The sequence below is a fragment of the Streptomyces sp. 17_S59 genome (assembly GCF_056930295.1).
Genome location: NZ_JBXOWD010000001.1, coordinates 1 through 18,859, shown reverse-complemented (window position 1 = coordinate 18,859; position 18,859 = coordinate 1). Strand labels below are relative to the sequence as shown.

The window sequence follows — 18,859 nt, the reverse complement described above, 5'->3', positions numbered from 1 at the left end:
CCGTCACCGCTGCTCCGGCCAACCCCCCGAGAAACTGGCGTCTGTCGAAGTCCATATGCTTCTCCTCGTCTTCGGAACCGCCGCAGGATAGCCGAGCCTTCCCACAACGATTCAGAAGGCAAACGCCCTTTGACGGGGTGCCACCTGTGCCAACTAACTCTGGCAAGCCTCGATCAATGCGCGCAGACCGGCCCGAGGCGGATCCGGCCGCACCGCGAGATAGGTGCGCATCACAGGAGCAGGATTACGCAGCGGACGGAAGACCACACCAGGAACGGGCAGTTGCTCGGCGTGCGGCGCGTAGAAGACCGTCCAGGACGGCTTGCCGTAGCCGATGGTCGCCAGGGTGTCCTGTGCCGTGGTGAACTCCGGCCCGAGCACGGGCTCGAAGCCCGCTTCCCGGCAGCAGCCCGTCACCAGGTCGTACAGGGCGGGGTTGCGGGAGCGCGGCGACAGCCGCAGCGGCAGGCCGGCCAGGTCCGCCATGTCGATCTCGGCGCGTACCGCGAGGTCGTGCCGGGCGGGCAGAGCGACCATGAGCGGGTCCTGCCACAGCGGCAGGAACTCCAGGTCCGGCTCCTCGCCCGCCGCGTGCTCACCCCGCAGCAACGTCGCGTCCAGCTCCCCGGACCGCACCTCCTTGAGCCTGGCGACGGTGGGCGCGGTCACCAGCTCCAGCTGCGCGTTCGGAGCGAGCCGGGCGAACTCCGCAAGGATGACGTCCAGCCGTGCGCCCAGTCCCGCACTGGTGCCGAGCCGCACGGTGGCCGCCTGCTCGGTGCGCAGTTCGTCGATCGCGGCCCGCGCCCGCTCCTCGGTGGACAGCACCTCCCTGGCGTGCGGCAGCAGCCGCCGGCCGGCCTCCGTCAGGCCGACGGTTCGCGTCGTGCGGTCGAACAGCTCGACGTCCAGCTCGCGTTCCAGGCGCCGCACCTGCTGGCTGACCGCCGACTGCACGATGTGCAGCCGCTCGGCGGCCCTGCCGAAGTGCAGCTCCTCCGCCACCGTCAGGAAGTAACGCAGCTGCCGGATCTCCATGCCCACCCCATTGATCAGTTTCGGCGATGAGTGTAAGCGCAGTTCGCCTGTTGGGCGCAGGCCGGGTCGGTGCTGTGATGGAGGCACACCAACCGCTGGGAAGAACCCGAAGGAGAACACCATGCCCAGGACGACCGTGCAGATCACCGGTGGCGAGGCGTCCGTCGAGTACGACGTGACGGGTACGGGCCCGGGCTTGGTGCTCGTGCACGGCACCGCGATCACCCGTCAGCAGTGGCTGCCCCTGACCGAGGCGACCGCCGACCGGTTCACCGTGGTCGCTCCCGACCTGTCCGGATCGGGCGGCACGACCGACCACGGCGGCCCGCTGAGCGTGGCCGACCTCGCCGCCGAAGTCCTCGCGGCCGCCGACGCCGCCGGGCTGGACCGCTTCCACCTGGCCGGCCACTCCCTCGGCGCGGTCGTCGCCGCCCACCTCGCGGCGAGCCGGCCCGAACGCGTCCGCTCGCTCGCCCTGCACGCGGCATGGGCCCACACCGACGTACGCATGGACGCGGAGTTCCAGTACTGGATCGAACTGCTGCGGACGGACGCCGAGCACGGGACGGCACTGTTCGCCAGGATGCTGCCGCTGATGGCCTTCGGGCCGGGGTACTGGGAGCGCACGGACGCCGCGGCCAACGAGGAACTGGTCCAGGCGCTGCCGCAGATGATCGAGCCGGGGGCGCTGCGCCAGACCGAGACGGACCGGCACGTCGACCTGCGTCCGCTCCTCGGCCGCATCACCGCACCGACACTGGTACTGGCCAGCGCGCACGACCGGCTCATCGACGAGGAACAGCAGAAGGCGCTGCTCGCCGGCATCGCGGACGCCCGCTACGCCGAGATCGACGCGGGGCACGGGGCGCCCGTGGAGGACCCGGCCGGGTTCGTCGCCAAGCTGGTCGGCTTCCTGGACGAGCGCCTGGAGGCGGACCGCGCGGCCGGCTAGCGAAGGCGGGCAATTTACCCGCCCCCTCGTCAAAGCATTGCGACACAAGGGTGATTAACCCGTTTTGTATTTGATTGGCCGTCTGTATACCTGCACAGTTCGCTTAGGCGGATCATTTCTCCGCCGGTATCCCACTCACGACAGTCAGGGGAGTGATCGTGAAGGGCGGACAGAGAAAGCACGCGGAAAGGCGGCGGGGCAACGCTCCCCGTCGGCACCCACTCGCCGATCAGGTATACGACGCGCTGACGATTGTCATCGTGGTCATTGTCGTCGCCGTTTGCTCGCCGAGCCTGAGCCCGGAAACGCTGGGGTTGATCGGCCTGGTGGTGACGATGGTCAAGGCACGAGCGGAAGCCCGGGCCGAGGGACACGCGAGATACGGGAGATAGGGAAACAGGGAAAGGCGATCCCGCCGCCGCGACCGCGGCGGCGGGCCCGGGCGGTCAATCGGGCGGACACCCTTCCTGGAGGCCGTGTTCGTCCCGTCGCACAGCGTTGATGCGAAGACGGCCGAGGAGGGCGGCGAAGGGTGTGCGGAGCGTAGGGGTGTGCTTGCGAAGGGTGGGGTAAATGGGGGCCGGGTGTGAGCCCGCCCATGAGAGCCAGGTCACCTACGAGGGCGGGTCGTGGGTGCAGGATCGGCTCAATTCGGACATTTGGGCTGGGTTTCGTGGGTTCCCGATACGACGTCGGGTCGTAGGTCACGCCTTTGCCAGGGGATTCTGCCGCCGCTAACAATTGCGGAGTCGCATGGCGCCGTGGACCGAGAAACGGCGCTCTCTTTGCGCCAATGACGGCCTCTGCGACGTAAGCGATGGGAAGGTTCCTGCTCCGTTATGCGCTCTGCTTATACCGCTCTGCCCAAGACCCACAAGCTGTCCGCTGCCGGCATTGTTGCTGCTGGTGCTGCCGCTGTCGCGTTTGCGGTGGTGCCGCAGGCGTCGGCCGCCGACCACAGCACCGCGGTGAAGACGGTCGCGTGGAACGCGGAGGCTTTCGGTGAGACGCAGCAGGCCGAGCTGGCCAAGGCCACCGACGCCGCCGCCACCCAGGCCAAGGCCGATGCCGCCGCGAAGGCGAAGGCGAAGACGGATGCCGGGCGCGCCAGCCGCTCCACGGAGCGCAAGGCCTTCAAGCCCGCCGCTCCGGCTGCCCCGGCTCCCAAGCAGTACGCGGACAACCTGGACGGCTGGATCCAGCAGTCGCTGGACATTCTGAAGGCCAAGGGCATCCCGGCCTCCTACGAGGGCATCAAGCGCAACGTGATGCGCGAGTCCACGGGCAACCCCAACGCGATCAACAACTGGGACGTCAACGCTGCCGCCGGCATCCCCTCCAAGGGTCTGCTGCAGATCATCGACCCGACGTTCAAGGCGTATCACGTCGAGGGCACGTCCTGGAACATCTACGACCCGGTCGCCAACATCACCGCGTCCTGCGCGTACGCGGCCGACAAGTACGGCTCCATGGACAACGTCAACTCCGCGTACTGACAGACGCCGGAACAGACGCAATCGCACCGCCGGAGGGCGGCGGCACCCAGCACCGGGGCGCCGCCGCCCTCCGGCGTTCCCTTACCTCGCCGATCCGGGCCGATCAGGGCGCCGGTTCAAGGCCCCAGGCGACGGCTCGTCCCGCGGCGGCCACGCGGTTGGGGACGCCGAGTTTGGCGAGGGTGTGCTCGATGTGGGTGGCGACGGTGCGCGGGCTGACGTACAGGCGATCGGCGATCTCCCGGTTGGTCCGCCCCAGGGTGAGTTCTGCCAGCACTTCCAGCTCGCGCGGTGATAGCGCGGCGGGCCGGTCGACCGTACGGCACACGACGACCGTGCGGTCTCCTCGACGGGTCAGGTGCAGTTCGAGCATCCGCTGCTGGTAGGGCACCAGCACCGTGGCCGGCAGCGCCCGCCGTGCGGCCGTCCGCCGCAGCAGGGCCACGAGCGGGGAGCCGGCCTCCGTGAGGCCGGGCAGCGGCTCCCCGCTCACTGTCACCGGAGCTGCTCCTTCGCCGTCCTCGGCGTCCGGCAGGAGCACGGCACAGGCGTGGCCGGAGCCGCCGGGCCCGGGGGAGCGGTGCCCGGCGAGCGGATCGGCGACGGCCGCGAGGCACTCGCCCAGCAAGGTCATCACGGCCCGGACGGCGGGCTGGTCGCACCGTGCCCGCGTCGTGCTGACGTTGAGGATCCCCACGTACCGGCCGTCCGCGGAGAACAGGCACTGGGCCACGCCGTCCTGGACGCCCAGGGGTTCGAGGACATCCTGGAACCCGGTGGAGGCCCGCCGCACCGGGGCGGGCACGTCGTGCCACCAGTTCGTGCTGCCCGGCGCGTGCCGCATGAGCGCGAACGCCGGATCGTCGTGCAGGCGGGTCTCGATATAGCGGTTGGCGCCCGCCGGGTAGCTGCCGGCCAGCGTCACATGGCGGCGGAGCAACGGGTCCCAGCGGGACAGCGATGCGTGGTCGTGGTCGATCACCGCGGACAGCGCCGTCAGGACGGCCTCCGCACCGCCCTTCCCCCGCACGGCGTGGCGCGCCGCCTCACGCACGTCCAGGGCCGCGCTCAGAACGTCCGTCGTGCTGGACCGAGTGGTCATGGGTGTCGCCTCGCCTGTCATCCGCTCAGAATGATCACCGGGTGCCGGGGCGTCAAACGGTGAGTTCGTCGTGTACGACGTCGCCGCCGACCGCGGTGAACACCACGGGCATGGCGGAGATGTCGTGCGGGTCGGCCGTCAGCAGATCGCCCGCGAGCACACACAAATCGGCAACCTTGCCCACCTCCAGGGTGCCCTTCCAGTCCTCGGCGAAGTCCTGCCAGGCCGCGTCGGAGGTGTAGGTGCGCAGGGCCTCGGCGAGCCGGATGCGCTGGCCGGGTCCGCTGACGCGGCTGCTGGCCCTGGACTCGCGCAGCATCATCGTGGAGACGCCCTGCCGCCAGTCGGGGAGGGTGACGGGGGCGTCGGATCCGCTGGTGACGGTCACGCCGGCGTCGATCGCGTCCCGGTACGGCCACTCGTACGCCGCCCGCTGCGGGCCGACGAACTCCTCCTCGAGGTCGGCGACGGTCCATTTGATGGTGGGGTTCATGTTGACGCCGAAGCCGTGCCGCGCCAGCGTCCGCATGCTGCGGGCGGTGAGGAAGTCGCCGTGGATGACGTAGTGCCGGGCGTCGGTCCGGGGCTGCGCGGCGGCGGCCGCGGCGAAGGCGTCGACGACGGTGTCGATGGCCCGGTCGCCGGTGACGTGGACACCGGCCTGGTACCCCGCGGCGTGGGTGTACCGGATCATCTCCGTGATCTGGGCGACGCGCTCGTCGTCGGTGTCCCCGCCGACGCACAGCGACCCGCAGCCGCCGCCGACGTACGGCTCGTGCATCCAGGACGTCTTGTTGACCGGGATGCCGTCGGCGAACAGCTTGACGCCGAGGACGGCGAGGCGCCGGGGGTCGGTGGACGGCGGCTCGTCCATGGCTGCCAGCGTCTTCACGAACTCCTCGGCCGTGCCGGTCATCCCTGTCGGCAGCAGCAACACGCCGACCCGCGCGGTCAGTTCACCATCGGCGAGCAGGCGCCGGTAGACGCCGAGGGTGCTGTGGGCGAGGGCGCCGCGCATCAGGGCGTCGCCGCCCGGGCCGAGGCCGGGCTCGGTGTAGCTGGTGATGCCGAGCCGGGCGAGGGTGCGCAGGGTGGCCCGGATCGCGTCGGCGCGCACCTCCGGGGAGAGGGCGGGCAACGCACCATGGACGAGGTCCTGGGCGCCCTCCTGAAGGAGGCCGGCGGGCTCGCCGTCCGCGTCGGTGACGATGACCCCTCCGGGCGGGACGGGGGTGTTCCGGTCCACGCCGGCCCGCGCGAGCGCCGCGGAGTTGACCCAGGTGGCGTGGCCGGTGGCGGAGTACAGCAGGACGGGGTGGTGCGGGCTGACGGCGTCCAGGTCGTGCCGGGAGGGCAACCGGGAAGGCTCGGCGACGCACTCGGCGAGGTAGCCGGCGTCCCACCCGTGGCCGGTGATCCACTCCCCGGCGGGGCTCGTCGCGGCGGCTTTCCGCACGGCCTCGGCCACGTCGGCCAGCGACCGTACGGCGGGGTGCGAGACGTCGACGGACAGCGGGGGCATGGTCAGCCCGAGGGCGCAGCCGTGCAGGTGCGAGTCGTTGATGCCGGGCAGGAGGGTCCCGCCGCCGAGGTCGACGATCCGGGTGGCGGGACCGGCGTGCGCCATGACCTCGGCCCGGCCGCCGACCGCGCTGACGAGACCGTCGGTGACCGCCAGGGCGGAGGCGACGGCGAAGCGGGAGTCCACGGTGAGGACCGAACCGTTGACGAAGGCGAGATCTGCCGGAGTGCCGGGCACAGTGATGTCCAATCTGCCAGGGGCTGCTGACGGAGGCTCCGGCGGAATGAGCCGGGAAGCCGACAGCACTGTGCACCCGGGCTGCGTCCGCGCACATCGGTCATCCAACCGATGCCGGGCCGGTCCGGACTGAGCCTTCGTCCGTCGGGAGCCGGTTGTCAGTGGTGGCCCTTAGCGTGGGGACCACTAAGGATCTTCAGCGGTGCTGCTCGAGGGCGAGGACGGCCTGGACCATTGACGTGAGCCGGTTCGGGCTGCATCGGGCTTTCCGGAAGAGGCGCCAGCACTTGAGGCGGGCAAAGGCTCTCTCGACCGGCATTCGCAGCCGGGCATGTGCCCGGTTGACGGCCTCCTGTTTGACGGTGAGGTCGCGTCCGCAGTGCCGTTTGAACGGTGTGCAGAAGGTCCCGCCGGCCCCTTCGTAGGCTTTGTCCGCCAGGACCGGGACCTTCAAGCGTTCACAGATGGTGACGATCTGGTGGGTGCGGGCCGCGGTGATGTCGACGGTCCGGCCCGGCAAGGCCGGCGAGTACCAGAGGAGTTCACCGGCAGGTCCGGTGACGGCCTGGATGTTCACGCCGTGCCGTCTGGCCTTGCCGGAATAGTGGTTCTCCCGGTCGCCGACGCGGTCGCACCCGGCGATCGTACCGTCCACCAGCACGTACTCGGGACGTGCCTTCCGCGGGGCTCTGGCAAGCGACGGGGCCCGTTCGGCGAGGAGAGTGGTCACGCTGCGTACGTAGGTGTGGGCGATGCTCTCGCTGATCCGGAAGCCTGCGGCGGGCTTGGCCAGGGTGATGTGCTCGCGCAAGTACACCAGCGCTACCAGAGCTCGCTGGGAGGGCCGCAGTTTGCAGCGTCGGTCACCCTCGCGGGTGACGATCAGCATCGTGACCCACTCCACGAGCGCATGCGGCAGGTCCAGTGCGCAAGGATAGATGACCAACGAGGCCCCCAGGCTGCAGTGTTGAGACGTCAGACATCTCGGCCAACAGCCCAGGGGCCTCGCCTGTTACGGCCCTGCCGCCGTCACCTGATCAGGGGCCACCCTGAAGATCCTTACTGAGACCGAGCAACTCCAGCTCAAGGCTGTCCGGACGCACTGCCCCGAATCCGACGCCCTCACCGGGCACGTCCGCTCCTTCGCGACCATGCTCACCGAGCGCCAAGGCGAGCGCCTGCCCGACTGGCTCGACGCCGTCCGGCAGGACGACCTGCCCAGTCTCCACACCCTCGCCGCGGGCATCCGGCCGGGCCGCTACCGGCTGTGGGGCAGGACCTACCTCCGGCTGTGGTCGCTGGGCCTGCTGCTGAGCCTCAGTCCGTTGCCGGTGCTGAGCGGTTCGCCCATGATGGCCGCGTACCTGCGCCTGCTCGGCGCGCGCGTCGGACCCCGCACCACGATCGCGACGAACGCCCTGTCGCTGCCCACGCTGCTGCGGGTCGGCGGTGATTCCGCGATCGGCTACGGCGCCACCCTGCACCCGTGGCGCGTGGCGGACGGCTGGGTGACGGTCGCCCCGATCGAGATCGGCCCGCGGTGCTACGTGGGCGCCAACGCGGTCCTCGAACCCGGCGCCCGCATGGGGGCCGGGTCGGGGCTCGGCGAGCAGTCGGTGATCGGCCAGGGAGAGGCGATTCCCCCCGGGGCCCGCTGGGCCGGGTCGCCGCCGGGCCCGACGGACGCGCTCTCCCCCGACGTGGAGGCCATGCTGCGCGCCGACGGCGACGCCGGCCGGTGGCGGCCGCGGCACCTCGCCGCCGCGCTGCTCGGCCTCGCGGCCCTGGAGGCCGGCGTGCTCGCCATGATCGTGCCGAGCTTGGTGCTGGTGTGGTGGTCCCTGCTCGTCCGGGGCTCCTGGGCGGCACTCCTCGTCTCGCTGCTGTCCGGCCCGGTGTACGTGCTGACCGTGTGCTGCGCGGTCGCCGTCGGCAAACGCCTGGTCCTGCCCACCCCGCCGGCCGGTGTCCGGCCGCTGCGGTCCTCGCTGGGCGTGCGCAAGTGGCTGGCGGACAAGCTCCTGGAGTTCAGCCTGGCGTTCACCAATTCCCTCTACGCCACGCTCTACACCGTGCCGTGGCTGCGGGTCCTCGGCGCGCGGATCGGGCGGGGCGCGGAGGTCTCCACCGCCGCGCACCTCGACCCGGGCCTGCTCACCCTCGGCGACGGCAGCTTCGTCGCGGACATGGCCAGCATCGGTGCCGCTTCCTTCGCGGCCGGACGCGTCTCGTTCGGGCCCACCGAGGTGGGCCGGCGGGCGTTCGTCGGCAACGCCGCGTGCGTACCGGCCGGCACCCGGACGGGGCCGGGCTCCCTCGTCGGCGTGGGCACGGTGCCGCCGCGGGAGGAGGTGCCGGCGGGCACCTCGTGGCTGGGGTCGCCCGCGATCCACCTGCCGGTGCGCCAGAGCAGCGGCGCCTTCCCCGAAGAGCTGACGTTCACGCCGACCCGCAAGGCGGTCCTCCAGCGGCTGGGCATCGAGTTCTTCCGCGCCACCATGCCCGCGTCGGTGCTGGGCACGAGCCTGTTCCTGTACGTGCTGGCGCTCGCCGGCCTGGTCCGTCTGCCGGGCCTCCTGCTCCCCGTACTCGTGGCGCCGGTCCTGCTGATGAGCGTGGGCCTCGGTGTGATCGCCTACTGCGCGGTGGTCAAGCGCCTGGTCGCCGGGGTCTACCGGCCGCGGGTCGAGCCGCTGTGGAGCCTCTTCGTGCGGCGTACGGAGTTCGTCACCGGCCTCTTCGAGGCGGCCGCCGTACCGGCCGGGGTGGCCGCCCTGACCGGGACCCCGTTCCTGCCGCCGGTGCTGCGCTGGTTCGGCGCCCGTATCGGCAGACGCACCTGGATCAGCACCACCTACCTCACCGAGTTCGACCTGGTGGACATCGGCGATGACGCCGCGGTGGGCACGGGCGTATCGTTGCAGACACACCTGTTCGAAGACCGTGTCATGAAGATGTCGACGGTCACCCTCCAGGCGGGCACCAGCATCGGCACCCGGGCGATCGTGCTCTACGACGGCGTGGTCGGCGAGGGCGTCTGGCTCGACGCGCTGTCGCTGCTCATGAAGGGCGAGCACCTCACGCCGGGCACGAGCTGGCGCGGCATCCCGGCCCAGGGCGTGGCCCACCGGGACGTCGGCCGCGAGCACGCGCCCGGACCCCGCCACCGGTGAACGCCGACCGGACACGGGCGGTGAGGCAGCACTCATGGCACTCAACGGCATCCTCGATTCCCTCCGCCGGGCGTTCGGCAGCAGGAGCGCCCCCGTCGACGTCCCCGTCCGGGCCGCCGGCGAGCGCCCGCTGGCGCTCGTCTACCGCGGACCGGCCACCCTGCCCGGCTGCCCGGAAGCGGTGGCCCGGCTGCTGGCCGCCGGGCCGTGGGACCTGGACATCCGCTACACCGGCCCGCACGAGGCCGTACCGCTGTCGGCCGAATCGCTGGCCCAGGCGTGGGTGTACGCCCAGCCGGGCGGCGGCACGCTGTCCCACGCGTACCGGCACCTCAGACGGCAGCGCGAGGCCATCCGCGGCTACGTCCACGGCGGCGGCCGCTATCTGGGCTTCTGCCTCGGCGGCTATCTGGCCGGGGCCACCCCGGGGTTCGGCCTGCTGCCCGGCGACACCGACCAGTACATCGGCTCACCGGGCGCCACCGTCCAGGACGAGAGCAACACACTGGTCGACGTGGACTGGCGCGGCCTGCGCCGCACCCTGTTCTTCCAGGACGGTCCGCAGTTCCTCCTCGACCCGGGCGCGCACTCGACGGTCCTGGCCACCTATACGAACGGCACGGTCGCCGCACTCGTCGCCCCCTTCGGCGCGGGCCGCGTCGGGGTCGTGGGGCCGCACCCGGAGGCCACCGACGACTGGTTCACCGACGTCGGCCTCCCCGTCCACCACGGCCACGACCTGGGCCTCGACCTCGCGGGCGCGGTGCTGGAGTGAGCGTGCCGGAGTGACCCATACAGGTGCCGGGCGCGCGGGCTCCGGGACCGTGTGGCAGTCTGCGCGCAGAGCCCGGCCCGTCGAACCGCATGAGGGTCTTCTCGCGGCGGACGGTTTTGCCGACGTCGTAGCGGGGTGCCTGAGGCGGGGGCGGCTGGGCAGCCTGGGTCTGGGGCGACTGGCACGCCGCCGCCCAGCGCAACCTCTTCAACCGCATGATCGGACAGCTCTACCACTGCCTCCGGACGGGCCGTCGCTACGAGGAGGCGCTGGCCTTCCCTGCACCACGGGACGAGTTGAACTCCGTGGCCGCCTGACCCGTCACTGGCCTGGAGGGCGAACCCACGAAGCGAACCGCTGGCCAGGAGTCGCATCCTCACGCCAGTGTGAGTGGGTGGTGGGGTGGCAGTGGGTGGGTGTCACCGGAATCGCAGGGTAGCTGTCCTGGTAGTGGGTGCAGGACGGGGCTGTGGTTGCTGTCATGGGGTGACCAAGCGGCTGTTGTGGGGTGGCTGGCAGGTTGGTTGCTGGCTGTCATGGCTTTCGCTGTTCCTGTGTGAGGGGCTGGCCGGTTCGGGTGGGCTGGGCTCTATGACGGTTCACGGGACGGCGGGTGGGGCCGAGGGCGGGGCGGGGTCGGCTGTTGTTGTGCCGGCGGGTGGTGTGTCGTTGGCGCGGGGCGTGGTGGTGCGGCGGCTTCTCGCGGTGGACGGGGAGGGGACGCTGACTGCGCTGCATGTGCGGATCGCGGCGGAGCTGGCGGGGGTGTCGGAGCGGACGGTGTGGCGGTGGCTGGCCGATGGACGCCGTGGTCTTGTCGAGGCGCGGCCGCGGCAGGACGGGTTTTCGCTGAGTGACGCGTTGTGGGAGGTCCTGGCTCAGGCGGGCGGGAACGTCGCGGAGTTGCGGCGCAGGATGCTCCGGGCCCAGGAAGAGGGGGCGGTGGAAGGGTGGGGTGCGGAGTGTGTGCCTTCGCTGCCGACACTGCACCGCGTGATCAAGCGGGATCTGGGGGCGGGCCGGGTTCTTGAGGTGGCGCGCCCGGCAGGTGCCCGGGTGGGGCTGGAGCCGAGCCGGTATGACCGGGCACTGGCGGATTTGGGGCTCATGGACGGGGCGGGTGGTCCGCTGGTTGCCGACGGGCCGCCCGCTGACGCGCCTGTCCCAGAGGGTGGTGCCGTGGATGCGGGCGCGCGGGGCGGCGGTGTGCGGTTGTACGTGCCAGAGGCCCGCCTGGTGTCCACACGGCAGGTGGCCGCTGTCGTGGGGGCGGTGGGTCATACGGTCGCGGCCCGCGGGATGTGCTGTGTGTACGGGGACACGGGCCTGGGGAAGACGGTCGCGGTCGAGCAGGCGTTGCATCTCCTTCCTGTCCGGGTGCCGGCGTGGCGGGCGGTGGCCGGCGTGGCGCCCGGTCTGCCACAGCTGCGGGCCTCGCTGTGCGAGGGCGCTGGGGCTGCCGTCGGGTGCTCTGCCGCACCGGGCTGTGCCGGCCAGCCAGGCTCTGATGCGGGCATTGGCTGAGCCGGGTGTGCTGTTTGTCGATGACGCCCAGCGGCTGACGCCGCCGCTGTTGGATTACCTGCGGCAGTTGTGGGACGCGCCGGGCTGTGCGGCGGCGCTGGTGCTGTGCGGCGCGGGAAGCGAACGGGCCCTGGCCCGCGCTTCGGCGCTGCGCTCGCGCGTGCTGACCTGGCACCAGGTCGGCCGGCTCGAGCCGTCTCAGGTGCCGCAGACACTGAGCCTGTTGCATCCCGTGTGGGCGCAGGCGGAACCCGACGACCTGGCGCGGGTGGACGAGCGGATAGCGCGCGGCAATTTCCGCACGTGGGCGAAGATCACGTCGCATGTCTACGCCGCGCGCGAGCGCGACCCCGCAAGGCGTGTGGACCGGGAGCTGATCGAGCAGGCATGTGCGCGTCTTGGCCCCTATCCGTGACGGTCCGGCTGCTCGAAAGGCTCGTGTACAGGGCCTTCACCTGGTTCCAGGCCAAGTGAACGAAGGCGTGCTCATGGAAGCGGACGAGAACGAAGGGGCATGGCGTGGACGGGCAGCCGATGGAGCCGCCGGAGGATCCGGCCGGTGTTCTGGGGGAGGAGTCGTTGACGGCGTTGCGGGCGCCGGCGGTGCGTCGTCTGCTGGCGCTGCGCGCCGAGCGGCGGCTGTCGCGGGAGCATGTGCGCCTGGCCGGGGAGTGCCTGGGCGTGTCGGAGCGGACGGTGTGGCGGTGGCTGGCTGAGGCCTCCCGGTCGCCTCAGGCCGCGCTGCGCCCCGGGGAACGCAGCGGTGACCGGTTCGAGATCACCAGGGAGATCCGGGTGCTGCTGGCGTACTGGCACGGCAACGCTTCCGCGGTCCACCGCCGGTTGGTGGCCCGGGCCGAGACCGGCCCACACGGCAGTGACGGTCAGCCGACGACCACGGCCGAATCCGCGGCTTCTCCCGCGGGCGCCCTGCCGGCCGCGGTGCCGTTGCTGGACCCGCCTCCGTCGCTGTCGACGTTCCTGCGTGCGGTGCGTCGTGATCTCACCGCGGCGGAGCGGGCCGGTCTCGCCGCGGGACCGGACGCGGCACGCGCGCACGACGTCTTCGGTAAGCGGGCGGCCTCCTGGCGCAATCACGTCTGGCAGGCCGATCACGTCCAGGCACCGCTGCTGGTCGATGCCGACGGCGACCTGGTGCGCCCGTGGGTGACCTGGTTCATCGACACCGCCACCAAAGTCATCACCGGCACCGCGGTCACTCCTGGCGTCCCTTCCCGCGCCTCCGTGCTGGCCGCGCTGCGTGCCGCTGTTCTGCGTGAGGAGCCCTACGGCCCCGCGGGAGGGACACCGGAGCAGGTGCGGGTGGACCGGGGCAAGGACTTCCTGTCCACCGCCGTCACTACGGCGTTCGGAACGATGGGCGTGACGGTGAAGGACCTGCCCGCCTACAGCCCCCATCCCAAAGGAACGGTGGAAAACCTCAACCGAGCCGTCGACCGGATGCTGTTCGCGGCCCTGCCCGGCTACACCCTCACGCCCACGAAGCTCCGCTCCGGCCGGCGAAGCAAGGGCGCGGGCCGCAGGCCGGACACGTCCGGTGCCATGTCGTTTCAGGACTTCACAGCGGAGGTGCTGGCCTGGACACACTGGTGGAACACCGAGCACCGTCCCAAGGCGCTGTCCGGCCGTACGCCGCTTGAGGCATGGCAGGCCGACCCGACCCCTGTCACCGACATCCCCGCCGCCGACCTGTGGACCTTCACCCTCGAGGACGACGGCCGCCCGCGGAAGCTGACCAGCCACGGCGTGCGGTGGCGCGGGCGCACCTACATCGCCCCGTGGATGACCGGCCAGGCTGGCCGTACCGTCACCGTGCGCTACATGCCGCACCACGATCACGAGATCGATGTCTGTGACGCAAGCGGCAGGTATCTCGGGCCCGCGCACCTCGCGGACGAAGCCACCCCCGAACAACTCGGGGCCCTGCGCACAGCCCGGGCGGAGCGTGCCCGACGTCTGCGAGCGGAGGTGAAAGCCGCCGAGACGCTGCGCCGACAGCGCTTCGCCCCGGCCACCACGGCCGGGCCGGCCCAGCGGCTGGGAGCCCTCACCGCCGCGCAGGCCGGGGACGAACTCGCCCGGAGTGCCGGCACCAGCCTGTCGCAGCTCGCGCTGCCGGACGTCATCCCGCACGCTGCGCCACCAGCCGACTGGCGCACCCCGCCCTCTCTGGCCGCGCTGACCACGCCGGCCCGCCCCGCCCCGCTCCCGCCAGGCCGTGACTCCGCCCCTGCAGTCCCCGACGGCCCGGCCGGACGGGCCATACCCTCCACCACCGACGAAGACGGAGACGCCTCGTGACTGCGGCCACCTACCAGTACGTCGACCTGCCCGACGCCTCCGTGGTCACCACCCGCGCCCTGCTCACCGCCCGCGAGAACATCGCCGACACCGTCGCTGCCCGCGCGATGATGTGCATCCACGGCGGTGCCGGCTTCGAGGCAGCCCGCCGCCACTACTACGGCACGCCTGTCGCCGAACCCCCGCCTGCAGACGAGCCCGCCGGGTCGGCTGACCGGTGGCTCACCCTGCCCGCACTGGACCGCCTCGTCTCCTACGACAGCCCCCGCCCCTGCTCCGCCCCGTGCACGCCGCCCCCGATCATCTGGCGGCACCGCCCACCACCCGGTCCTCTCGCCGCGCACACCGCCCAGAAGGTCGCCCACCGGCTGCACGCGGCGACCGCACATCCCCGCCTGGCCGCAGCCGTCGCCGCCGCGCTGCTCACTGGCGCCTCCCTCCAGCAACTCGCCACCGCCCGCCCCCACGACTACGACGCTGCCGCGGCCACGCTCGCCCTGCACGACCGTGCCCGCTACACCGACGGCTGCGCCGCCTACCCCGTACCGCCCTGGGCGGGCGTCTTCCTGCGGGCCGCGGCCTGCTTCACCCGGCTCGTATCCGGCGAGGACCAGGAGCTGCTCGCCGCGCCAGGTGACCGTGGGCACCTGCTGCGCGTGGCGGAGACGGCCAGGCTGCGCCCGCCTCAGCCGCCCGCGACCCGCCGCCAAGGCCCGGTTGGCCGTGTGGAGTGGGACTGGCGCGAGCGGCAGGAAGCTGAGAGGCACGAAGCGATGCCGGCCAGGCGTGCCAGGCCCTCGCGACGCTGAACACCCTGACGCGTTCGCTCGAAGGGGCAGGCTCATCCGATCGAGAAGTCGGCGAACTCGACGTTGCTGAAGGCGATGTGCAGACCGTGGGCGCGGCGGCCCCATGCGCGAAAGTAGACGTGTCCCAGCGCGCGGGCCAGGATCACCGTTTGCTGCTGCTCGCCCGCGGCGGCATCCCGGGCGGCGAACAGCTCCCGGGCTACCTCTCCCGGCAGGTACTGGGTGATCCGCCGCACTCGCGGATCGTCCGAGGACCCTGCTGGCGCGGCGAACCCGAATCGCGCCCGGGTATGGAAGACGAAGCCTTCCGCCTCGGCCTGAGCACGCCGACGGGCCCGTATCCGGGGCTGCCACCGAGCCAGGACCTCTTCCTCGATCGTCCGGGCCTGCATCGGACCCGGCGGACGACGTGCTCCGGGCTTCTTCGTCACCCACCGCTGCACAGTGCGCTGCGACACCCCCAGCACGGCGGCTACCCTCCGGGGGGGGGGCCTTGGTGCGCCGCCAGCAAAAAACGCAGGCGGGCCCTGGTGCTTGAGGGAACGGGCCGCGTGCGCAACGCACGCTCCAGTCCCTCTTCGATCTGTCCCACGTCCGCCTCTCCAAGCGGCCAGCCGGCAGGGCCAGCACCCCGCAGCCCGTAGTGTCAGTTCTCCCACACCGCCCGCCCCTGCCTGCCAGTTCCTGCATTCTCGAGACAGCGCCGGTTGACGCAGGCTAGAGCCCCTGGGGGAGCACCGGCGACAGGCTGACGGCGCGGGTCAGGAAGGACGCCGCCGACCGTGAGCTGGAGACCACCCCGGGCAGAGCTCCCGCCTGAGCCTCCTCGTACGTAGAGATAGAAACTGCTGCATGACCGCCTAGGACGTCTCGAAATCCGGTTCCCAGTCAGGGTCGAGCTCGTCGGATTCCTCGGAGTCGTTGAGCACCCGACCCCTGATGTCGGCGAGCTCCAGTTCTCCCAGCGTGAGGGTGAGACCACACAACCGGCAGCCGAAGTGCCGGGGAAGGAACCAGACCTCAAGTAGTCCCCGAGTTTGTCCCTGCCGCTTGCGAACCCTGTGTGTCTGCAAGCGGGGCATTCTGTGGGTACGGCCAGCGGCCATGGAGCAGCCGTCGGCAGTGTGGTCTGCACGTATAGCGGGTGCTGCGCGTGGCCCGCCCCCCGCGCACGGTGATCATTTTCCGCAGGAGGGAGTCGGTTCAGCTGCTGGCGGCCGGCCGTGCCCGGTGTCACCCCGCGTGGCCGTGCCCGACTTCGGCCTGGAGCAGGCGCGCAGAGACTTCGAAGCCATGCCGGGAGTACACCGGGACCGCCCGGTCGCTGGAGTAAACGGTCACCCGCTCAAGGCCGAGATCACTCGCCAGTGCCAGGACCGCTTCGATCAGCTCGCCGCCCAGGCCTCGGCCTCGTTCATCCGGCACGATGTACATGCACTGCACGTCGCCGGACGTCCGCTCGGTTGCGCGCGGATGCGGCACGCGCTGCGTGATGGCCAGCCAGGCCATGCCGATGACAGCATCGTCGCGGACCATCACCATGCACCGGTGCGAGGACTCGGCCTTCCGGGCCCATGCCACGAATCGGGGCGTGAACTCGTCCAGTGTGGTACCGGGCGTTCCGTAGAGCTCTTGCACCCACCGCCATCGAAGCTCGGCGACAGCGGCTAACTCATGGGGCTGGGCAGGGCGGCAAGCGATGTCATCCACGGCTTCATCGTGGCGCAGATCCGTCGGCCCGGTGGCCGCTTCAGCCGCTCCGCGCCTGAGTTCTTCAAAGGCCGCTGGCTGGTACGGCCCTGCGTTGTGTCCCACCGATCGCCCGGCTCTGTTTCGGCGGCTCCGTCCTTCATGCCCATTCGATGCCCAGCTCCGTCAGCGCGGTCCGCTGCTCCTGGGTGAGCTTGTCGCGCCTCGATTTGGTGTTGCTCATAAACACCCCCAGTCGCACGGAGACGGGTTCGTCCTCGACCGCGATCTGCTCTGTGTGGTTTCTGGGGATGCGGTGGTGGCCTTCGCGGGTGATGTACTGCGCGAGGGCTGCCATGCCCCGCTGGAAGGCTGCGGACGCTTTCCCCCTACTGCTTCCCTTGTCCGTTAGGGCCGCAGCGGGCCGCTCGGCGGGTTTCACTCCCAGCGCTGACAGTCGCTGCTGCTGCTCTTCCAGCAGCTGCGCCCATGAGTTCGCCTGCCGTTCGAGCCATCGTCCGAGATCGTCGCCCTCGAACAGGACGCCCGGCTGGATCTCGGGCAGGGTGCCGCCGGGTTCGTCTTCGGCGAGGTTGGCGAGGACGCGGTAGTGGCGTTGCCAGTCCAGCGGCCACGGGCACGCCCAGTCGGGGTCGATGGCCGCCAGTTGCTGCGCGCGGACGGCGGCGCGCTCCGGGTCTTTGCCCAGGCCGCCCTTCCTGCGCAGGTTGGCCATGTGCTGCCCGATGGGCACGAGTTCGCCCTCCGCGCCGCCCCAGACCGCGTCCTGCCGCGGGGCGAGGTGCCCGTGGACGCGTTGGTACGATCGCAGCACGGCGAGTTTCTTCTCCCATGCTTCTTCGCCCGGCTCCCATACCATCCCCTCGGCGTCGAGCTGCTCCTTGCGGTGCTCTTCCAGTTCTCCCGCCCGCAGTGCCTTGCGCTGTTCGTGGACCCAGTGTCCCAGCGGGAACGCTGTGGTGACGCCGAGTTCGACCTCGGTGTCGTAGGGGACAGCGTGCAGGCCGGTGATGCCGTTCTCCTGGCGCCAGCGGCGCAGGGCCTGGTAGCCCTCCAGCCACACCAGGCTTTCCGGCCGGTAGACCCGCGTGCGCAGGAAGGCAGCGATCGTGGCCGCGTCGCGTGGGCTGGAGAAGTGCAGCAGTGCCGACTCCACCGCGGCCTCGGTGCCGTCCTCGTGCTCCTGGTCCTCGCCTTCGCCGCCGGCCCCGACGATCCGGCCTTCCTCGTCGCGCTTCACATGCACCCGCCGTTCCTGCTTGCTGCGGGACAGCGCCCGGGAGGCGAGCTGCTCGACCAGGCGCTCGTCGTGTGAGCGCAAGCCCTGGAGCACCGCGACAAGGGGGGCGAACGAAGCCGACGCGACCATGTCGTTGGGGCTCTCGTCGGAGTGGAGGAAGACCGGCACGATGATCCTGGCCGTCTTGGCGGTGCCGTCCGGGTTCGGCCTCAGCGCCCGGCCGATGTTCTGCACGATCTCCACCTGGGAGCCGCGGGTGTCGGCAAAGCAGATCGCCTCCACGCCCCGTGTCCCGACGATGTCCACGCCCTCGCCCAGGACCCTCACCGAGGCGAGGAAGGCGCGGTGCACGCCGCGGCCGCCGGCGTCGACGCCGTTGGCGAACTGCCGGATGGTCTCGCGGCGCTCGGCGACGAGGTGGTCGCCGCACAGCCATGCCGCCCAGATGCGGTCCGGCCGCACGTGACGGCCGCTGCCCAGCTCGTAGAACCCGGCGTCGATGGACGATGCGGGCAGCTTCTCGGCGGCCGCCAGGTCCTCGTCGGACGTTTCCGTGGCGTACAGCTCGGCGGCGGTGACGGGCAGCTTCTCCGCGAACGCGGCCGCCTCCTCGACCCGCTGGTGGAACGTCATCACCGTCTTCAGGTTGTGCCGGGCTGCGTGCTCCAGGAGCGCGGTCTGCAGCAGGGCCAGGCGCCGGCCCCGCAGCGCCCCCTCGGACAGCCCGAGGACGGGTGAGGGATCGCGGATCTCCAGCACATCGATCTCGAATCCGGCGAGGATCTCGCGCGTGATCGCCTCCGACAGCCCCAGCTCGTAGATCCACTCGCCGTACGGGCCAGCCGGGTCGGAGGCCATGGAGGCGATCTCCAGCTCGCGCCCGTCCTTGCCCTTCTGCGGCCGCGGCGAGGCCAGGATGCGGGGCGTGGCGGTGAGGTAGAGCCGGAAGCCGATCGGGA

16 protein-coding genes are annotated in these 18,859 nt (G+C 71.3%); 9 read left to right on the top strand and 7 right to left on the bottom strand.

Translation table 11 applies throughout. The features are described 5' to 3' along the window. Nucleotides 1-153: 153 nt before the first annotated feature. The gene (locus tag AC1Z4A_RS00080; RefSeq protein ID WP_483675728.1) at nt 154-1,038 is read right to left on the bottom strand and encodes a LysR family transcriptional regulator; all 885 of its coding nucleotides are present in this window, start codon (nt 1,036-1,038) and stop codon (nt 154-156) included. Between the two features lie 121 nt (nt 1,039-1,159). Here AC1Z4A_RS00080 and AC1Z4A_RS00075 point away from each other — a divergent pair, with 121 nt between their 5' ends. The 3 genes from AC1Z4A_RS00075 (at nt 1,160) to AC1Z4A_RS00065 (ending at nt 3,486) form a co-directional block, all read left to right on the top strand. Continuing rightward, nucleotides 1,160-1,990 (top strand): alpha/beta fold hydrolase, encoded by an 831-nt coding sequence (locus AC1Z4A_RS00075; RefSeq protein ID WP_483675727.1) that lies wholly within the window; start codon nt 1,160-1,162, stop codon nt 1,988-1,990. A 152-nt stretch (nt 1,991-2,142) separates the two neighbouring features. Then, nucleotides 2,143-2,382 (top strand): hypothetical protein, encoded by a 240-nt coding sequence (locus AC1Z4A_RS00070; protein WP_483675726.1) that lies wholly within the window; start codon nt 2,143-2,145, stop codon nt 2,380-2,382. Between the two features lie 447 nt (nt 2,383-2,829). After that, nucleotides 2,830-3,486, top strand: coding sequence for a transglycosylase SLT domain-containing protein (locus AC1Z4A_RS00065; RefSeq protein WP_483675725.1), 657 nt, complete (start codon nt 2,830-2,832; stop codon nt 3,484-3,486). A gap of 103 nt (nt 3,487-3,589) precedes the next feature. Here AC1Z4A_RS00065 and AC1Z4A_RS00060 read toward each other — a convergent pair whose 3' ends face one another. The 3 genes from AC1Z4A_RS00060 to AC1Z4A_RS00050 all read right to left on the bottom strand — a co-directional run bounded on the left by AC1Z4A_RS00060 (nt 3,590) and on the right by AC1Z4A_RS00050 (nt 7,293). Continuing rightward, nucleotides 3,590-4,588, bottom strand: coding sequence for a helix-turn-helix transcriptional regulator (locus tag AC1Z4A_RS00060; RefSeq protein WP_483675724.1), 999 nt, complete (start codon nt 4,586-4,588; stop codon nt 3,590-3,592). Between the two features lie 52 nt (nt 4,589-4,640). Then, on the bottom strand, nt 4,641-6,359 hold the full coding sequence (locus AC1Z4A_RS00055) for an amidohydrolase (RefSeq protein ID WP_483675723.1): 1,719 nt from the start codon (nt 6,357-6,359) through the stop codon (nt 4,641-4,643). Nucleotides 6,360-6,543: 184 nt separating this feature from the next. After that, a complete protein-coding gene (locus AC1Z4A_RS00050; RefSeq protein ID WP_483675722.1) occupies nt 6,544-7,293 on the bottom strand; it encodes a transposase in 750 nt (249 codons plus the stop codon). Nucleotides 7,294-7,498: 205 nt separating this feature from the next. Here AC1Z4A_RS00050 and AC1Z4A_RS00045 point away from each other — a divergent pair, with 205 nt between their 5' ends. The 6 genes from AC1Z4A_RS00045 (at nt 7,499) to AC1Z4A_RS00020 (ending at nt 14,950) form a co-directional block, all read left to right on the top strand. Next, nucleotides 7,499-9,520 (top strand): Pls/PosA family non-ribosomal peptide synthetase, encoded by a 2,022-nt coding sequence (locus AC1Z4A_RS00045; protein WP_483675721.1) that lies wholly within the window; start codon nt 7,499-7,501, stop codon nt 9,518-9,520. 34 nt (nt 9,521-9,554) lie between these two features. After that, the gene (locus AC1Z4A_RS00040; RefSeq protein WP_483675720.1) at nt 9,555-10,295 is read left to right on the top strand and encodes a BPL-N domain-containing protein; all 741 of its coding nucleotides are present in this window, start codon (nt 9,555-9,557) and stop codon (nt 10,293-10,295) included. A 486-nt stretch (nt 10,296-10,781) separates the two neighbouring features. Then, complete coding sequence (locus AC1Z4A_RS00035) at nt 10,782-11,819, top strand: transposase family protein (RefSeq protein ID WP_483675719.1); 1,038 nt, start codon at nt 10,782-10,784, stop codon at nt 11,817-11,819. A gap of 7 nt (nt 11,820-11,826) precedes the next feature. Continuing rightward, entirely contained in the window at nt 11,827-12,234 is a 408-nt protein-coding gene (locus AC1Z4A_RS00030; RefSeq protein WP_483675718.1) for a TniB family NTP-binding protein, read from the top strand. Nucleotides 12,235-12,422: 188 nt separating this feature from the next. Next, a complete protein-coding gene (locus AC1Z4A_RS00025; RefSeq protein WP_483683457.1) occupies nt 12,423-14,141 on the top strand; it encodes a transposase in 1,719 nt (572 codons plus the stop codon). Next, nucleotides 14,138-14,950, top strand: coding sequence for a hypothetical protein (locus AC1Z4A_RS00020; RefSeq protein ID WP_483675717.1), 813 nt, complete (start codon nt 14,138-14,140; stop codon nt 14,948-14,950). The genes AC1Z4A_RS00025 and AC1Z4A_RS00020 overlap by 4 nt, the downstream gene beginning before the upstream one ends. A 32-nt stretch (nt 14,951-14,982) precedes the next feature. On the opposite strand, the gene tpg is transcribed toward AC1Z4A_RS00020, so the two are convergent. From tpg to AC1Z4A_RS00005, 3 genes are all read right to left on the bottom strand, one after another. Further along, nucleotides 14,983-15,609 carry a telomere-protecting terminal protein Tpg gene (gene tpg, locus AC1Z4A_RS00015; protein ID WP_483675716.1) on the bottom strand — a complete coding sequence of 209 codons (627 nt, stop codon included), beginning with the start codon at nt 15,607-15,609 and terminating at the stop codon, nt 14,983-14,985. A 574-nt stretch (nt 15,610-16,183) separates the two neighbouring features. Continuing rightward, entirely contained in the window at nt 16,184-16,660 is a 477-nt protein-coding gene (locus AC1Z4A_RS00010; RefSeq protein ID WP_483675715.1) for a GNAT family N-acetyltransferase, read from the bottom strand. A 139-nt stretch (nt 16,661-16,799) separates the two neighbouring features. Next, nucleotides 16,800-18,859, bottom strand: a 2,060-nt coding sequence (locus AC1Z4A_RS00005; RefSeq protein WP_483675714.1) for a helicase associated domain-containing protein, incomplete at its 5' end; no start/stop codon positions are given.